This is a genomic window from Bacillus pseudomycoides DSM 12442 (genome assembly GCF_000161455.1).
Lineage (GTDB): Bacteria > Bacillota > Bacilli > Bacillales > Bacillaceae_G > Bacillus_A > Bacillus_A pseudomycoides.
In genome coordinates, this window is sequence record NZ_CM000745.1 from 5,167,239 (window position 1) to 5,183,764 (window position 16,526).

Genomic DNA, 16,526 nt, shown 5'->3' on the forward strand with positions numbered 1-16,526 from the left:
CCGTAGGTACCATCTTACTGTTTGCAACATAATATCATGATGATAATGCTTCCACTTGAATAAATTTCGCTTTTCCATACTGATCACTGTAGCTTTGAAATAAAGTTTGATCAAAAATGCCTCATAAACCCCTATTTTACGATAAATCAATAAAATCCATTTTGAAAAAAGTTTGATCAAAATGGATTCTTCATCAGCAGAATTAAAATTGGTCTTTATAAAAAGGTTTAATCATTTTTTGCCTTTGTTATTCAAAAATCGTACCCGATTGTTGAATAATTCTACTTTTATCTAATACTCTGGTCAAACATCCTACAAATAATCCAGGCTATTAAAAATCAGGATGAGTCCAACTATACACATAATCCACGAAAGAGTCGATCCTGTATTATTAGCGATTTTCACTCGAAGCTTCTCGAGAGATGTTTGCATCCACCGCCCAAACAGGAGATAGAAAAGAAACAGCACGAGGGAAGGCAACACCATGATAAAGTTGTATCCAGCTAAAATAGAAGACCATTCCACCCACGATAGATTAGAAGTAGTCATTATGCCAATTGCTGCAAAATAAGGAAATGCAGTACCTACTTCAATTAATGAAGTAGTGAATCCCAGAGCAACCATTGAAAGAATGCTTTTTGATTTTGGTGCAGGTAGGTCTGAACTTTTCTTTGTTGGAACATAAAAACTTGCTATGAACAATATCACCCCAATAATAAAGAACGTCCAGCTTACGATTCGATTTTGAAATACGCCAGAAATAATCTCAAGCAAGAAATCTAATCCTAACATGAGTGAAACTCCAACAGCAAAATAAAATCCTGCTATCGTCAATAAATAAACCAATAAACGTTTGGTAAGTCTCTCTTTATCTGTTAAAAGCAAATATACTGTTACCCCTAATGTGGCAGGGCTTAGCGTGTCCAATAGGGCCAATCCCCCTATTAGGAGAAGTAGTTCTGTACTCATCATTCTTTCCCCCTTATTCCGGTTGGGGATTATTCTTTTCAGCCATAAAAATGGCATATGCCTGATCCATAAACTCAAGCACATCCTGGTCAATTGGATATAATCTCAGTTTCTCTGATTGCTTTGGCGACATCCTTATTTCCCACAGCTTATCTAAAAATTCATCCTCACCTTCAAACTCCTCTAAGCGCTTTTCATCCATTCTTCTAATGATATTTTGGACTTTGGGTGCTTTTGGGCTGTCCTCCATATAACGCTTTAACTGACCTATCAGAGCAATCCATTCGAGTGAATCACAGCTGTCACTTGTCATATTGGGAACCTTTTCCCATAGTTTTATTTCTCTGTCTTTAAATACAGATTCACGATAATACTGCTGTATTTCTTTATCTTTACTGGATAATTGCATAATCTTCTGAATCGCGATCCAGTTTTCTTCTCCTTCTATCGCGATTCCATGTATCATTTCCCGTAAGGATAACTCTATTTTCTTTAAATTTTCCTGTTCTTTTATTACAAAAGATAATTGACTCTTTAAACTATCCGACCAATCCCACGCACTGGAAGCGAGCATATTCTTAATCTCATGTAACGGAAATCCAACCTTTTTTAAAAATTGAACCTGCTGTAGTTTTTTTATTTCTTCATTCGTATATAAACGATGGCCACCCTCTGTTTTGGATGCTGGTTTTAATAATCCGATTTGATCGTAGTAACGCAGTGTTCTTACTGTAACACCTGTCAGCTCCCCAACCTTATTAATGTGTATCAACTCATAAACCTACCTTTCTGTACGTTAAGACTCTATCGTTAACAATTGTTTTATTCATTCCACATTTATTCTTCTTTACGAAAAAAATTTTTAAGTAAGTATCCTGCTCCTAAGCCAATCAGTACACCAGGAAATGCATTATCCAGTGTCAGTCCAATACCTGCACCTATAATGACGCTTCCATAAATAATAATATCTCCCTGTTTCATCTAAAAACCTCCTATTTTCCTAATCTCTTTTATCTAGATATCTCTAAATATATAAATACAAATTAAAAAACCAATATAAACCCTTCTTTTTAGGTGGGAGCGAGCATCCGTTCATGCATAGAAGCGGTTAGATCCTTTTCCTGTGCCCCATGCCAAGTGAAAACAAAGAGAAAAAACGAGTGCAGGTCACCTTTTGTTATCCATAGCCGCGACTTATATGTCGAAAAATCAAAATGGATATATATAGTAGTTACTAAACAGTATATAAAATGACGCAACGTAAACTTCAAGTTTTTTTAGACTTTTTTTAATTTTCATTAATAAATCTATATAAAACTTGAAATTGACGTGACGTCACCTCCTATAATGGTATCCAACGAGAGGAGTGTTGAAAGATGAAGAAATACTTTATGGTCATGTCGGTTATTCTTGCTGTAATGTTTTTAAGTGCCTGTACGGAAGGTTTGGAAAGTGAAGACTTTCAAATGGCTTCCCTTAAAGATATAGATACCATTCACATAGATCATGGAAGCACAAAGATAAATATAGTATCAGCGGATATAGATGAATTGGAAGCGTACTTACTTTTATACGACAATGGTCCGGGAATTTTAATGGATAAGGGGAAACGAAAAATAATGATTCGAGTAAAAAATGATATAACCCGTCTGTTTAAAATCGATTGGATGCCCCAATTGGAAGTTCGAATTCCCACTGAATTCACAGGAGAAATCATAGTCGATGGCTCCTCTGGCAGCGTCGTTGGTAAGGAGCTGCAAACGCACAACCTGCGAGTTAATGGAAGTAGTGGTAACGTAAAACTTGACTTCCTTCACTTTCATAGTGAGGTTTACGCTACTACAACAAGTGGAAATGTGGACGTTTCCTTGAATGGGCATGAACCAGATGTCACGCTACTCCTCAAATCCAACAGCGGGAGACGTTCAGTCAGCATCGTATTAGATAATCATCAACAAGGTAAAAAAGAAACAAAAGGAACGTCTGGGAGCGGGGATTATAAAGTGCAATTGGAAACCTCTTCAGGAAATATATCATTGAAATAATACAGGTACTATTTGAAGTAATAGAGGGAATTTCTCTCTGATATCTATCTATAAACACGAAAATTCAGTTAAGTAAAAGTGGTTTCGTTCCAAGTCTGATAAAAATTCATGCTGACGCTTCGTTTTGATACCCTTAATCTCGTCGATCCACCCAATGATGAAACATCTTGAATCTTCAACTAAGGCTGATAATCTGGACATATACCTGAACCTCGATCTTGCTTCATCCACTTTTCAATTTCAGATGTTCTTTTTCTTTTAGACATAAAAAACACCCCCTTTAGACAATCATATCTAAAGGGGGCAAAGCTTCGCAACTTTATTAAAAACATCGCGACTTTATTCCAAATCCACAATCACACACCTTTTTTAGAGTAATAGTATCAGTATGTCCAAGATTTAGAGATTACTTGCAATTATCTTGAAGTTTTCGCACCAGAACCATATAAAGTATTACTAGCGCGTTAACATACACATAGTATTCCTGGATTAGTAGATTAAGAATCTATCTTTTTTAGGAAAAGAAAGAAGCATCCATTATAGTAATTTTTTCTTTGTTATATATGAATTATATATTGATGATGAATTACCCTTCTGCTGAGAAGAGTATTCTACCATAAAAAAATAAATAACCAACTAACATGAAAAACAAAATGATTAGTATTGTACGAAAATTACACATAGTAGTCCTCCTTAGGGTATAAGGGGAGTTTAATACATACTGCACCTTTTACATATATTGCAATGTAGGACAAGTTAGTTGCTTATATCCTATTCATTACTCCTAATCGCATTGAAGAGCATTTGCCCTATTGGTTCTAGTGCAAATATGAATATAAGGACAAATGTGTTGTAAATTCCTAACGGGATCTTAGCTTATACAATGAATACAACCAAGTGCTTGATGCAAATATTGACTAGTCCCCTAAATCTATCTGTCTCGTTTTGACCATATTCATGACCTCTATTCAATTGATTATCTTTTTATCAGTTTAAAAGGATTTTAATTCTAACATGTTCCAATTCCGTTTTTTAATATACCAACGGTCTTGTTCAATGATATTGTTTGAATATTTTTTTACACGAAGTAGCATATCTTGAAGTATGCTGTTTTACTTGTTTTACAACAAGATGGGCTTTAGCGCCATCTGCAGTTATCATACGAGATTTATAGTATGAAAGGCAGCCAAGACTTTGTTAAAAAAGCGCTCAGCTGCCTTTGTCATCGTCATACACGTCCTTTATTTATTAATATTATCAGTGTACACAATGAAAATATTTTTTGAACCAGAGCCTGATTTTGTCAACTTACTTTAATTTTATTATTCTTGAATTGCTATTTCTTCCTTTATTATTGTTTCAGTAGACGCACTCGCTGCTGAAGAATAACCTATTGAAAAAGTGCTATCGCACAAATTGGTAATAGTTTTTTTCATTCCTCTCCCCTCTTCTTATATTTTTTCACATCACATTGGATGTATTTATAGGATATATCCGCTATATAAATATGAGATGCAGTTTAGATGTATTTCATTTAAAGATTTAATCGCAACAAAAAAGAATCATTTCCTACAGGATAGAGGCTACTTTACTTCTTCATATTCCTTCATAATTTTATAAAACGTGTTTCTTTTTAGTTCTAACTAGGGGTACCGCCACATCGCCATCAAGCTAAAGTTATGCAGTGCCCCCCTAAATGAAAATTTTTATCTCACTACAATTATTTATAACCATTCAGCTCTTTTTTTCGTTTTGGGGTTGATCTGTTTTTTTAAGTTGATGGCAATGGGTCACTATATCATTCTGGGAAAATTGTACGCTAAGGACTACAAACCCTTATCATTACAGTATTTTATAAAGATGAACATATGTTCAGAAAGATAAAAACCTAAGTTTAATTGAACATTGATTTGTTTACACACTTTATGAACATGATTATAGCTAGAAAACGTTGATATTATTGGGTTTTATCCTCTGTTCATAAATATAAAATTTTCTGTACACAGGTATGTATTCGCAGCAAAGATACAAATTTCACAAGAAGGTTGGATAATATACAACAAAGTTATAAACTTGATGTATCCTTAGTTAAGGTAGACAAATAAGATCTGTTATATTTTTTTGAATATAAGTTTTTAGCAGCTATTTGTACAGCTGCTTTTATTATTTTTGTATCATTGTTTAATATTTGTTCTTCTACTTCTTAATTAAGAAATAGTTAAGAAATAGTTAAACCCCATTTAAAAAAATTTTCCCATAATAAAATTATAGACACACAAGAAAGTTGGTATTTTCACATGAGTACAATAATAAAAACCGTTAATTTAACGAAGAGATATGGCAACCAGAAATCAGTTGATAACTTGAATTTAAATGTACATCAGGGACAGATTTATGGATTTATTGGTCGAAATGGTGCAGGTAAAACAACTACTATCCGAATGTTACTAGGATTAATAAAACCTACAAGTGGAAAAATTGAAATATTTGGTGAAGACTTAGCGCAGAATCAGAAAGAAATTTTAAGAAGAATTGGTTCAATTGTTGAAGTTCCAGGTTTTTATGAAAATCTAACCGCAAAGGAAAATTTATTAATTAAGGCAAAAATCATTGGAGTTCATAAAAAAATACGATTGAAGAAGTATTAGAGATTGTCGGACTACAACATGAAGCGAAAAAACTGGTCGGAAAATACTCTTTAGGAATGAAGCAACGATTAGGAATTGCAAGATCTCTTCTCCATTATCCAGAATTATTAATATTAGATGAACCAACTAACGGCTTAGATCCAATTGGTATTAAAGAAATGCGAAAGCTGATTAAATCTTTAGCAAAGGAAAGAAATATAACGATATTAATTTCTAGCCATATTTTAGCTGAAGTCGAACAGCTAGTCGATCATATGGGAATTATTCATGAAGGAAAACTATTAGAGGAGATTGCTCTTGATACACTTCGAAAAACAAATCGTCAATACTTGGAATTCCAAGTAAATAATGATAATAAAGCCGCGATGCTGTTAGAAAGTCAATTTCATAACTCAGATTATGAGGTTCATAATGAAGGAAACATTCGTGTCTATTCTCATTTGGGACAACAAGGAAAGATTAATAAAGCGTTTGTCCAAAACGATATTGAAGTATTAAAAATTATGATGAGCGAGGATAAATTGGAAGATTACTTCACCAAATTGGTTGGAGGTGGAACAATTGGTTAGTTTATTATACACAGAACTATTAAAATTAAAACGGTCTTATATGCTTTTGATTAGTATTATGGGGGCAGCGGTAGCACCTTTTATGGTAGTAGTAGCTTCATATATAAGCATAAAAACAAAACATCCTACTCCAACTATTGTGTTTGAACAACTGTTTAATGAAGTCACTTTGTATACTGTTGTAGTGATTGGAGTCCCTCTATTTGGAGTCATCACCGCTTATCTTTTTAATCGTGAATATGCAGAAGACACATTAAAAAATTTATTAACTATTCCTGTATCACGCATTAAATTCCTTATAAGCAAATTAATAGTCTTATTCTTATGGATTATGCTCTTAATTTTGGTTGCTTGGGGACTAACTGTCATTTTCGGTCTATTAGGACAGTTTAAAGGTCTTAATTCATTATTATTAATAAATTCCTTAAAACGACTTCTTATAGGTGGAGCATTTCTTTTTATTCTATCAACACCAGCCATATTTATAACAATTGTATTAAAGAGTTATGTACCAACTATGGTATTTACGATTGTAATAGTCTTATTAAACTTAATGACGACAAATTCAAAACATAGAGGATTGTTTCCATGGCAAGCAGCAGGAGATATTTCAAGAAATACGCTTCTTCCCACTTACCCTCCTGAATATTCCTATATTGTTATTTTTGCAACATCTTTTATTGGATTAATATCATTAATTATCTATTTTAAAAGGGTAGATATTCACTGAGCAATGTAATATTTGAACCTACCTAAGGTTTAATTAGATAAAAACCATTTAGATTTATATTTAATTTATTGATATATATCGATTTAAGGAGTGTATTTAAAATGTCTTTTTCTCAATTAAATATTGATGCTTTTCGAGCCATCAATGATTTAGGTAAACAATATTCATTCCTAAACTCACCCATGATATTTTTGGCGGAATATATGGTATATTTTTTAGGCTTAATTATTATAGCTTACTGGTTTACTCGCTCTCGAAAAAACAGGATGATGATTATTCAAGCGATGGTTGCTTTCGTGACTGCTGAGATAATTGGAAAACTAGCAGGGAAATTTCATTTGAATTATCAACCATTTGCAGTATTACCTGATGTTAATAAACTTGTCGATCATGCAGTAGATAATTCATTTCCTAGTGACCATACGATTCTATTTTTTTCAATTTGTTTTTCATTTTGGCTTGTTCGTAAAAAGACTGGATGGTTATGGCTTGTGCTTGCACTCTGTGTAGCTATCTCTCGTATCTGGGTAGGAGTTCATTATCCTTTCGATGTCGTAACAGGAGCTTTATTAGGAAGTATTTCAGCATTATTTTCGTATTGGTTAGCACCGAAAATTGCATTTATCAAACAATTACTTAATCTTTATGAAAAAATGGAGAAAAATGTCTTACCATCCAAAAACAAATCGAAAGACTTTTGAGTATACATAATTGTAAAAAAGAACTGTACATTATAAAAATCTAAAATAAATAAAGCAGTATATTGAAGAGGGAACATACGATATTGTGTATGGTTCAGGATTCTGTCATCAACAAATATTCTATAAAAAATTCCCAAAATGATATGGTGAGGCCTTATTGCTTCTCTAAAAAGGAAAAATAAGAAATTGGAAGATGAAAACAAGCAATTAAGAGAGCAACTGAAAGTAGCTTACGCAGATGTATATAAGATGTTATAGTCAATAGGAGAACGTTGTTCTCCTTCTTCAACTATCGGACCAGATTGTTGAAGAAAATATCCTTGAAATTAAATCAAATAAATAAACCATTTAGGAGGTGACAATCATTAATGAAACAACAAGAACATGTTATCTTTCGTGAGGTTCAGCGACCACAACAAATTTGGGTATGGATACTCATATTGGGGATCGCCATACTGATGTGGTATGGATTCATTCAACAAATTATCCTTGATACCCCGTTTGGAGATAAACCAGCTCCCAATGGGATATTAATTGTTTTGTGGTTGTTTTTTGGGATTGCCTTTCCTGTATTAATGCTTGGGGCATTGAAACTGATCATTGAGGTCCGTGAAAAAGGTCTTTATGTTCGTTTTGTTCCTTTTCATTTTCAATATAAGCAGTACCTTTTTAAAAATATACGTCACTATGAATGCATTACCTACAGTCCACTAAAACGATTTGGAGGATGGGGAATTCGTTTTAACCTTAAGGGTGAAAAAGCCTATAACATGAATGGAAAGAAAGGTATAGAGCTAAAGTTGAAATATAACACAGTGGTAATCGGTACTCAAAAACCGGACGAATTAAAAAAAGCATTGGACTCGGCACAAAAAGCATAATGAAAATTAATCTTCAACAAACGGGCGCGATTGTTGAATAAGAAAGGACATTACATATTAGTCATATAAAATATGTAATGTCCTTAAATTTATTGGTTTTTTTAATTTAGGTCTTGTGTAGCTTTGAAATAAAGTTTAATCAAAAACACCTCGCAACCTCATATTTTACGATAAGTAAAAAGAATCCATTTTGAAAAAAAGATTGATCAAAATGGATTTTCGTGTTAGAAATATAAAATTAATTTTTATAACAAAGTCTGATTAAAACTCCTAGAAATGTTTAATAGGAAAGTTGACTTACTTGCACTAAAATTAACTTATTCTTCAAACCAAAACAGAACCTCAATAGGTGCTTTCAAAACCTTCGCAATATCATAAGTAAGTTTGAATGAAGGATTATATTTTCCATTTTCGAGATTCCCAATTGTTTCTCTTCTGACCCCAACCTTGTTAGCTAAATCTTCTTGAGACATATTTAGCCTTACCCTATATTCTTTCATTCGAGTCTTAATTGGCATCTTGCATCCCTTTCTTTTCTCTATGTTCAAATATTTCAAGACTAATTAGGAATGTACCGAATGGTATGAAAAGCGAAATTGTAACAAGGAATCTAATTACATCTAAATTTTCCAAAATCAAAACACTTAATGTTACTATAATGCCCAGTATGAGTGCTACGAAAAATGCTCTTGTAGCGGCGATACGAACATGCTGTATAAAGAGCTCATCGGGCACAACCTTTGCATACAAAAAGAAGAAAAAGAAACCGAAAAAATAACCTACAAACGATGAATAATCACCTAAAAATGAGAACGGGCTTAAAAAGCCAAAAAAACCGAGAAACCCCAAATAAGATAATTTATTTTTCATATAATCCCTCCTGTGTGATATATTTCGCTCTTTATGATAAAAATATATCACATAGATTAAGAAATAAAAAGGTCCTATGGTTCATTTCTATAAAACGGTACGACTTTTTTATAAACAGTTAATCTTTTTTTAAAACGGTTAAACTTTGTTATAAACGATTCAACTTTCTTTCAAATCCACATCTTGATAAATAGATTTTTCAAAATGGTTTCTTTTGTCTTGGCATAATATGAGAGTTTGTAAATGCTTTTTGATCAAACTTTATTCCAAAACAACAACTGAAAAAATAAGTTTACGGAACATATTTAAAGAGAACGTTTTTGAAAACTTCAAATCTAATTACCTTAAAGTCAACGTTTTATCATACATTTCAAAGCTGTTTACAAGTGGCCCGAAAAAGAACGAATCGTTGCCGTACCCCATATCCATCAACTTAAGAAAAATAAACACCCTCCCAAACGAGAAAATGAGCTGACTTCTCAAAGTAACTACCTGCAGAGAAAGAAAATTTTCATTTAGGAGTATATTAAAACCTTAGCTTGATGGACATGTGCCCCTAGCCCTAAATAAATCTTAAATACAAGCATGTACATCTAACCTCCTAGTCTATTATATGTGAATTCCTACAAGTATCACATTCCCAAAACGCTATCGAAAATTTCTCGTTACCATCTTCATCGTATACTACAATCACATCATAGTCTAAATTGCTTTCAGATTTACAGTACTTACAATTCATAACTACTTGTTGAAATTCCCCGTTTTCGTATACAAATCTATCGTCTTCATGTAATTCATTTTCCATTTCTTCTATGCTATACGTTTTCTTCTGTTTTATCTTTTGTTTGATAATCGAAGACACCCATATAATTAGAAAAATAAGCCACAAGCAATTGATGATAAATAAAATCCATAATGAGGGTCTTCTTTGTGAGTTACGGTGTGTCACATAAACGGTTACAGCAACTACTAACCCTAAAATTAAGTAAATACCAGTACCTATTAACCAATTCGTTATGTCTGGTGATGAATAGCATTCCTTTGTATTCATGTTTACACTCCTAAAATGGTATTTCAAAATGTATTTTTCGTCTATATCTACAAATCTATCGTCTTGTAATAAAACATCTTTAAAATCTATTATTATTCTTATACTCTTATCCCGTCTATTCGTCTTTCTCTCCCATACCCTTCCCCTAGTACATCAAGACCTGTTTTACCTTCTGCCATACAATGTGTACAGATTTTCAGTTTTAATTGTAAAGAAGGATTGTCTTTCTCTCCAAACTTCTCTGTCTTATCAACTAAATCACTATAACCCTCACATGATATACAAGCACTCTTAGTCTGTACGTACAACTCTCCTGTTATGCTATTTATAAACAGGAATCTGTTATCTTTTTCTAAGTCTTGTCGTAATAACATTACATCTATCTCTCTTTTCTGTTCATGTACCTTTACTCTGTGTCTCATTGTCATAAATGCAGAAATTAACAGGGCAGGAATCCAAAATATAATGATAATAACAAACAAAATAGCGGGATACCCTGTCTTTTCTGCTAAAGGAAAATATACCCCTCTTCTTTGTATTCTCAATCACTACGACTCTATCGCAATCATTCATGCTGATACGCTTTTTGAATACGCAACACTTCAAGCAACGTGGGCACATGTAAGCTAATCGCAATATCATAGAGCATGATTAATCGTTCCTGCATCTCGTCTATCATTTCATCTAATTCAATACTGCGCAAACCATACTCTATTATCAACTTGGTGAATATTTCAGATTCTACAAGGTCGGAAGAAATCAGATGTAATATTTCTTCGATTTTTGGAAGAATGATTGATTCGTATTCCTATACAAACTCAGCTTTGTCCACGACAAACGGGTATTTTGTATATTCCTTTCTGAAGGATGGCAATCGTATGCCGTTTTTCAGCATACTTACTCTTCCCATATACAATTCTAGATCAAACTTCTCTGTTTCTTCATTTTCGATCTTACCACTCTTAGGCCCAATCTCTTCTAAAGCGGATTGATACTATTCCTGTAGCAGCATATCGAATATACAAGACGGATATTCTTTCGCACGGCTCATTTGAACCCATGCTTTCATTGTCCCTTGCATGAGATTCGAAAAATTTTGCATATCGTATTCGCCGTGCGCGATTACTGTACAATTTTGGTCTTTCACACTCAACGTTAGTATCATATCCCCTGTTACTTCTTGCACATTTCCATCTTGATCCGTAATTTTTGTATGCACATACTTCATTATGAGACCCCCTCTTGTAACATTTTAATATTAATATATTATATGTTACCTGGCTATGTATATTTGGTATTGACTGCATCCTCCGGCACCAGGATAAGTAGATACGAATCGATCTGGAACTTGAAAGGTTGTAGCATCAAGGATACGAATGCGCTCAAAGTAAGCAGAAAGAGAATGAGAAATCTTAGATAACCCTCCAATTTTAGCTTGTAGAAGTGTAGTAAATACAGTTCGAAAGAAGGCTACAGAAGCCGAATTAAATCGTCGATTAAGTCCCTCCGGACTTAATAAAACTCCTGTTGAAGTTTTTAATTGACTACAAAGTTGAGTAAGAGAGGTAGTAGCGACCTGTTGATTTAACCATACACACAAAGATAAAAAATGATGCCCGTGGCATTTACGTTTTCGTTTCATACCGCCTGCTTCTATAGCCAATTGATTAAGTGTAGCGGGAGACATATATCGATATAACTCTTCGGCAAATAAAGACAACTCTTGTTTTTGATGCATATTCATAAAAAGCACGTCACCCTTTCTCATTAATATAAGAGAATGGTAACGTGCTTTTAACTTCAAGAATAGTCCAAATCCTTAAGTTGATGGATGTGGGGCGGTACCCCATAATGTATACCTTTTGAAACGTAAAAATAAGATTAATAAAGAAGAATGGGGAAATATTTATGTTCAATAATTATATAAACGCAAAAGATACACTTTTTTATAAAAAACGTTTTTACAATGTATTAGCTTCAATCCCTTTTGTATTTATTTCGGTAATAGGGATGTATTTGTTAGAGGTTGAATTAATGTATTTTGTAATCGTTGCAGGTATTGCAATAATGACTTTATTAATTCAGTTAATTTATTATTATTCAAACTGGAAAAAATCCCTTAAGTGAATTTGGTAAGTTTCAAGATAGATTGCCTACCGATAATGATGCGTTATGTTAACCTCACATGTATAGAATATACAGTTAATTAAAAGTGAAAAGAGTAATTCTTATGTTGTTTGTTGGAGTTTGGAATGCCTAAAATAAAGAAATAAGGGTAGAGCAAAAGACAGTCCAACTGTTACTGTTGCAATAATACATATCCACCAATATCTAATTTGGTATTTTTTTGTTTCGCTATATAAAAATACCCAAAATACTAAACAAGAAATAAAAAAGTCTGCAGCAAAGAAAGTAGATATACGATTAGCAAATAATTCTTGTGAAAAAAGAAGCAGGTTAAATCCATTTTCCATCAAAAACGGAATGAAATAAGAGTAGGGTACAACTGCCCCAATTATTGATAACAGTATATATATTTTCTTCACATATAATCCCCCTTAAATCAATTAATCACATAATCTATATTTATTTCAAAGGAAAAAATTGTATTTCATAAGCCTATTTAAACATTTTAGGGATTGATTTTGATTCAAGTTTTTACTTCCTCTAACGAGAATTATGTAAAGGAGCTGTCCATATGGGCAGCTTATTGTATTTTTTGCTTAACTTAGTTCAAATTTCCAAAAAAGACGATAGGATTTCCTATCGTCTTTTTTATTTTTTATTAAAAAATAAATTTAAATCAGTTTTATCTGTATCATAAGCTAATGCTTCAGCAATACAATCTTGAATAATTTCCAATTTAGCTTTTTCAAAGAATGGTACTGAAATAATATAATCTGATCCTGCCCTTTGAATAATCAATATATTTTGCATACCACTACCTAAAATACCAATGCCAATTAATAGTAAAATGAGTCCGAATACAAAGTTATTTCCTATGGTATTAAAGGAAAAAAGAAGAATAATCAATCCTAATATAATAGGTTTTATTCTATACTGAGAAGAAATCATTGAAGAACTAATATTTTTCAAAGGAATGCTTTGATTATCTTTTCCAGCAGGAATAAACCCTAATATAGTGTTCCCTGTTGATACTTTTACAAATCTTGAATCAACTGAAACAAACCCTTTAATCCAAAAAAACAAAAGTGACAACGAAAAATCTGTTTTTTTCTCCATTCCATCCTCCCAAAATGTAAAATATTCCATTCATGAAAATATTATAGCAAATTTTCTGTAAATTTGGAATAGTAACGATTCGTTCTATAACAAAGGCGACGCGTAGAACACTATCTGTTTTAAACGTTCGTTTTTTGGTACTTATAACGAAAACCTTGTTATACCAGGGGATTTAACCTTAGCGTACAGAATCCGCGAAATGTTGGTGCTACCCCATGCCCATCAACTTAAGAAAAATAAAGGCCTCAAAAAAGAAAAAATGAGCCGAACTCTTATGAATAACTGTGAAAAGGTAAAATTTTTGTTATGGGAGATTTCTGAAAATCTTAGCTTGATGGGCATGGGACTGAACCCCCAATACTTTATTTTAATAATGACTCTTTTCATGAAATAAAACTCAGTTATCAGTCTAAACCATTTTGTATATCTAACAATAACAAGTGTGCATTTGTAGAATTTTAATTAAGTTTAATAAAAACGAAATCGCTCAACCTAATCAAGCATCCAATAAAAAACTCCATTTTGAATAAAGATTGATCAAAATAGAGTTAAGCTTTCTAATGAAGTATGGAAATCTTATAAAAAAGTTTGATTACTTCACAGTCCAATTTTCAAATGTTATCAATTAACCTTTTTACTGCATTAACTACGACTTCTGGTTCATCATTTTGTATATAATGGGCACTATTTTTAGCTATTATAAATTCACCATTAGAGGATATTTGAAGAATCTCCTTCTGCATTTTATTCCATAGCCCTTGTGATTCTTCTGAATAATGAGCTTTTTTACCTGCTGATATAACAATTAAAGGGACACTCAGTTTCCTTCTTGAATCCTTTAGCTGTTGCAGGCTTTCCATAAATTCATCATATGTACCCTCATAAACAAATTGTTTGTTATAAGCATCTTGAAACGCCTTAGGCATTGTTGGCAAAAACCTATCTTTATAGTCTTCGGGTGTAGAGTCAACTAGCACTACCCCTGCGACCTCTTGAGGATATTCAGAAGTATATATGCGTGCATTTACCCCACCAAAAGAATGTCCCACCAAGATGTAAGGGGGCTTAATACTCAATCGAATAAGGGCTTCTTTTAACTCTTTTACCATATATGTACTTGTTCTAGGATTCAAGCTTTTCCCGCTTTTTCCTAATCCAGCTCTATCATAAACGAGAACATCTGTAAGTACAGAAATTTCAGACACAACAAACTTCCACGATTTGGAATAGTCTCCATATCCAGCATCCATTATGACAGTTGGCTTATTCTTTTTGTCCCCATAAAATTTTGTAAATAATTTAAAACCATTAAGTTGAACAAATGTTTCTTTCACTGTTTGAGCTATCATCTTTATATCTCTCATACTATACCCCCTATGTAAAACGCTAACATTACTTTCCACCGTCTTCAAATAACCTGCCCCTCTGCTTAATGAAGAATCCTGAAGTTAGACTTTTATTGAACTTTATTATTAATTATCAACCTTTATTTCAAACCAACAGCATTTTTACCTTTCAGATAGTCTCTTTTATTCTAATTTCTTCATTTCTTTCAGCCGTTCTATATCCTTTTCTGAAGCCTTTTCTATTTTATACAATTCATAGCTACCCTTTGTCTCATTTATCACTACAAATTCAATTTCATTCCGAATATAGCTCTTAGTTTTTCCTTTTTTATAACCAATAACATTATCTAATATAGTTTCCCCACTATCTTTTTTATATAAATTATAGCTAACAGGTGGACGACCAATTACATACTTATTATCAGAAAATCCGACTATATCATCCCTCCCTAATCCTGTCGAAACACTCCAGACAAAAATAATCTGAAATATAGAATAAACAACAATACCGCATAAGAAAAAAAATAGGATTGATTTAAAAAATAACTTTAAAGGTATCCTTCCCAAAAAATATTCCCTCCCATTTCACCTCGAGATAGCAAGAACAAAACGTGAATTTTGTACGCTAAGGAACCGAAGTTTTTAGATTGTTGAACTCAATCCCCCGTCAGTGCCATAAGAAAAAGAGTTACCGCAGTAACCCTATTGCTTATAATACACATCATTGGGAGAAGCTATGGATGAGTAAGGTCAATCTATGAAATTTCCCACAATCTTTTAACCTCCACCAATTCCTGTCCATTGAATTCCATTCTATATATATCTGGTTTTGATGTCTGTAGTAAAAAATTCAATTCATACTTACTGTCATAATATCCCATCATCAAAGTCATTACAGCTCCATGAGTGCCTAATACTACTTTCTGCCCTCGATAGGTGTTTAATAATTCTTTTAAGACTTTTATAGCACGTTTCTGACAGTCGGCATTAGACTCTCCTCCCGTTAAAGCAAAGTCAGGGTCTAAGAATGACTTTTTTATCAAAGGGAATAATTCTTCATCCGACATTCGTTCCTCTTCAGCAATAAAAATTCTCTCTTTTAAGTCTTCAAATACTAAAACTTCTTGTCCTATTTGCTTCGCTAACTGCTGAACAGTTAGAATTGAACGATTGTACGGACTTGAAATAACAACGTCAATTCCCTCACCTCGTAATACATCTGTTATTCGTTGAACGTCTAATTTTCCTTTTTCAGTTAATCCTCTTGTCTCTTCTTTTCCAAATTTCGGTGAATCCCCGTGTCTCACCATATATATGAAAGTTTTCATAATTACCTCCATTTTTTCAGTTTTCTTTACAATTCCTCCCTGATGCTAGCATATATATCCAAGTTTGTCTCCTTTAATTAACAGAAAACTGCGAATTTGAAATAAATTCACGATATTTGTAAGAAAGACGCGAAGTTTTCACTAT

18 protein-coding genes and 5 pseudogenes are annotated in these 16,526 nt (G+C 32.8%); 7 read left to right on the top strand and 16 right to left on the bottom strand.

Features of this window, described 5'->3' with window-relative positions; all coding sequences use genetic code 11:
* From BPMYX0001_RS32805 to BPMYX0001_RS33400, 4 genes and pseudogenes are all read right to left on the bottom strand, one after another.
* Nucleotides 1-78, bottom strand: a pseudogene (locus BPMYX0001_RS32805) (IS6 family transposase); the annotation flags it as partial.
* Nucleotides 79-312: 234 nt separating this feature from the next.
* Entirely contained in the window at nucleotides 313-969 is a 657-nt protein-coding gene (locus BPMYX0001_RS26170; protein ID WP_033799417.1) for a GAP family protein, read from the bottom strand.
* Nucleotides 970-982: 13 nt separating this feature from the next.
* On the bottom strand, nucleotides 983-1,741 hold the full coding sequence (locus tag BPMYX0001_RS26175) for a MerR family transcriptional regulator (RefSeq protein ID WP_006097196.1): 759 nt from the start codon (nucleotides 1,739-1,741) through the stop codon (nucleotides 983-985).
* A 65-nt stretch (nucleotides 1,742-1,806) separates the two neighbouring features.
* Entirely contained in the window at nucleotides 1,807-1,950 is a 144-nt protein-coding gene (locus BPMYX0001_RS33400; protein WP_003201958.1) for a hypothetical protein, read from the bottom strand.
* A 395-nt stretch (nucleotides 1,951-2,345) separates the two neighbouring features.
* Here BPMYX0001_RS33400 and BPMYX0001_RS26185 point away from each other — a divergent pair, with 395 nt between their 5' ends.
* Complete coding sequence (locus BPMYX0001_RS26185) at nucleotides 2,346-3,014, top strand: DUF4097 family beta strand repeat-containing protein (RefSeq protein ID WP_006097198.1); 669 nt, start codon at nucleotides 2,346-2,348, stop codon at nucleotides 3,012-3,014.
* Between the two features lie 51 nt (nucleotides 3,015-3,065).
* On the opposite strand, the pseudogene BPMYX0001_RS34795 reads toward BPMYX0001_RS26185, so the two are convergent.
* Nucleotides 3,066-3,280, bottom strand: a pseudogene (locus BPMYX0001_RS34795) (heteromeric transposase endonuclease subunit TnsA); the annotation flags it as partial.
* 2,031 nt (nucleotides 3,281-5,311) lie between these two features.
* Here BPMYX0001_RS34795 and BPMYX0001_RS29760 point away from each other — a divergent pair.
* The 5 genes and pseudogenes from BPMYX0001_RS29760 to BPMYX0001_RS26210 all read left to right on the top strand — a co-directional run bounded on the left by BPMYX0001_RS29760 (nucleotide 5,312) and on the right by BPMYX0001_RS26210 (nucleotide 8,543).
* Nucleotides 5,312-6,231: pseudogene (locus BPMYX0001_RS29760) on the top strand (ABC transporter ATP-binding protein).
* A complete protein-coding gene (locus BPMYX0001_RS26200) occupies nucleotides 6,224-6,961 on the top strand; it encodes an ABC transporter permease (RefSeq protein ID WP_033799418.1) in 738 nt (245 codons plus the stop codon). The pseudogene BPMYX0001_RS29760 and the gene BPMYX0001_RS26200 overlap by 8 nt, the downstream one beginning before the upstream one ends.
* Nucleotides 6,962-7,062: 101 nt before the next feature.
* Nucleotides 7,063-7,662 carry an undecaprenyl-diphosphatase gene (locus BPMYX0001_RS26205; RefSeq protein WP_033799419.1) on the top strand — a complete coding sequence of 200 codons (600 nt, stop codon included), beginning with the start codon at nucleotides 7,063-7,065 and terminating at the stop codon, nucleotides 7,660-7,662.
* A 153-nt stretch (nucleotides 7,663-7,815) separates the two neighbouring features.
* Nucleotides 7,816-7,920: pseudogene (locus BPMYX0001_RS34290) on the top strand (DUF6262 family protein); the annotation flags it as partial.
* A 110-nt stretch (nucleotides 7,921-8,030) separates the two neighbouring features.
* Nucleotides 8,031-8,543, top strand: coding sequence for a DUF6141 family protein (locus BPMYX0001_RS26210; RefSeq protein WP_006097205.1), 513 nt, complete (start codon nucleotides 8,031-8,033; stop codon nucleotides 8,541-8,543).
* Nucleotides 8,544-8,860: 317 nt separating this feature from the next.
* Here BPMYX0001_RS26210 and BPMYX0001_RS26215 read toward each other — a convergent pair whose 3' ends face one another.
* The 6 genes and pseudogenes from BPMYX0001_RS26215 to BPMYX0001_RS26240 form a co-directional block, all read right to left on the bottom strand.
* The gene (locus BPMYX0001_RS26215) at nucleotides 8,861-9,061 is read right to left on the bottom strand and encodes a helix-turn-helix transcriptional regulator (protein WP_018783661.1); all 201 of its coding nucleotides are present in this window, start codon (nucleotides 9,059-9,061) and stop codon (nucleotides 8,861-8,863) included.
* Entirely contained in the window at nucleotides 9,051-9,413 is a 363-nt protein-coding gene (locus tag BPMYX0001_RS26220; RefSeq protein WP_006097206.1) for a DUF3796 domain-containing protein, read from the bottom strand. The genes BPMYX0001_RS26215 and BPMYX0001_RS26220 overlap by 11 nt, the downstream gene beginning before the upstream one ends.
* 601 nt (nucleotides 9,414-10,014) lie before the next feature.
* Entirely contained in the window at nucleotides 10,015-10,464 is a 450-nt protein-coding gene (locus BPMYX0001_RS26225) for a hypothetical protein (RefSeq protein WP_006097207.1), read from the bottom strand.
* A 98-nt stretch (nucleotides 10,465-10,562) separates the two neighbouring features.
* On the bottom strand, nucleotides 10,563-11,009 hold the full coding sequence (locus BPMYX0001_RS26230; protein WP_006097208.1) for a hypothetical protein: 447 nt from the start codon (nucleotides 11,007-11,009) through the stop codon (nucleotides 10,563-10,565).
* A 449-nt stretch (nucleotides 11,010-11,458) separates the two neighbouring features.
* Nucleotides 11,459-11,692 (bottom strand): hypothetical protein, encoded by a 234-nt coding sequence (locus tag BPMYX0001_RS26235; RefSeq protein ID WP_006097210.1) that lies wholly within the window; start codon nucleotides 11,690-11,692, stop codon nucleotides 11,459-11,461.
* A 72-nt stretch (nucleotides 11,693-11,764) separates the two neighbouring features.
* A pseudogene (locus tag BPMYX0001_RS26240) lies at nucleotides 11,765-12,208 on the bottom strand (transposase); the annotation flags it as partial.
* Nucleotides 12,209-12,372: 164 nt separating this feature from the next.
* Between BPMYX0001_RS26240 and BPMYX0001_RS34295 the strand changes: the two are divergent.
* Nucleotides 12,373-12,591 carry a hypothetical protein gene (locus BPMYX0001_RS34295; RefSeq protein ID WP_006097212.1) on the top strand — a complete coding sequence of 73 codons (219 nt, stop codon included), beginning with the start codon at nucleotides 12,373-12,375 and terminating at the stop codon, nucleotides 12,589-12,591.
* Nucleotides 12,592-12,692: 101 nt separating this feature from the next.
* Here the strand turns inward: BPMYX0001_RS34295 and BPMYX0001_RS26250 are convergent, their stop codons facing one another.
* The 5 genes from BPMYX0001_RS26250 to BPMYX0001_RS26275 all read right to left on the bottom strand — a co-directional run bounded on the left by BPMYX0001_RS26250 (nucleotide 12,693) and on the right by BPMYX0001_RS26275 (nucleotide 16,381).
* The gene (locus BPMYX0001_RS26250) at nucleotides 12,693-13,010 is read right to left on the bottom strand and encodes a DUF2834 domain-containing protein (protein WP_006097213.1); all 318 of its coding nucleotides are present in this window, start codon (nucleotides 13,008-13,010) and stop codon (nucleotides 12,693-12,695) included.
* 229 nt (nucleotides 13,011-13,239) lie between these two features.
* Nucleotides 13,240-13,707, bottom strand: a complete 468-nt coding sequence (locus BPMYX0001_RS26255; RefSeq protein WP_033799421.1) for a hypothetical protein — start codon at nucleotides 13,705-13,707, stop codon at nucleotides 13,240-13,242.
* A 611-nt stretch (nucleotides 13,708-14,318) separates the two neighbouring features.
* Nucleotides 14,319-15,071: an alpha/beta fold hydrolase gene (locus BPMYX0001_RS26265; RefSeq protein WP_033799423.1), complete on the bottom strand. Its 753-nt coding sequence runs from the start codon at nucleotides 15,069-15,071 to the stop codon at nucleotides 14,319-14,321.
* A 165-nt stretch (nucleotides 15,072-15,236) separates the two neighbouring features.
* Nucleotides 15,237-15,620, bottom strand: a complete 384-nt coding sequence (locus tag BPMYX0001_RS26270; protein WP_006097216.1) for a hypothetical protein — start codon at nucleotides 15,618-15,620, stop codon at nucleotides 15,237-15,239.
* Nucleotides 15,621-15,808: 188 nt separating this feature from the next.
* Entirely contained in the window at nucleotides 15,809-16,381 is a 573-nt protein-coding gene (locus BPMYX0001_RS26275) for a histidine phosphatase family protein (protein WP_033799424.1), read from the bottom strand.
* Between the last annotated feature and the right edge of the window lie 145 nt (nucleotides 16,382-16,526).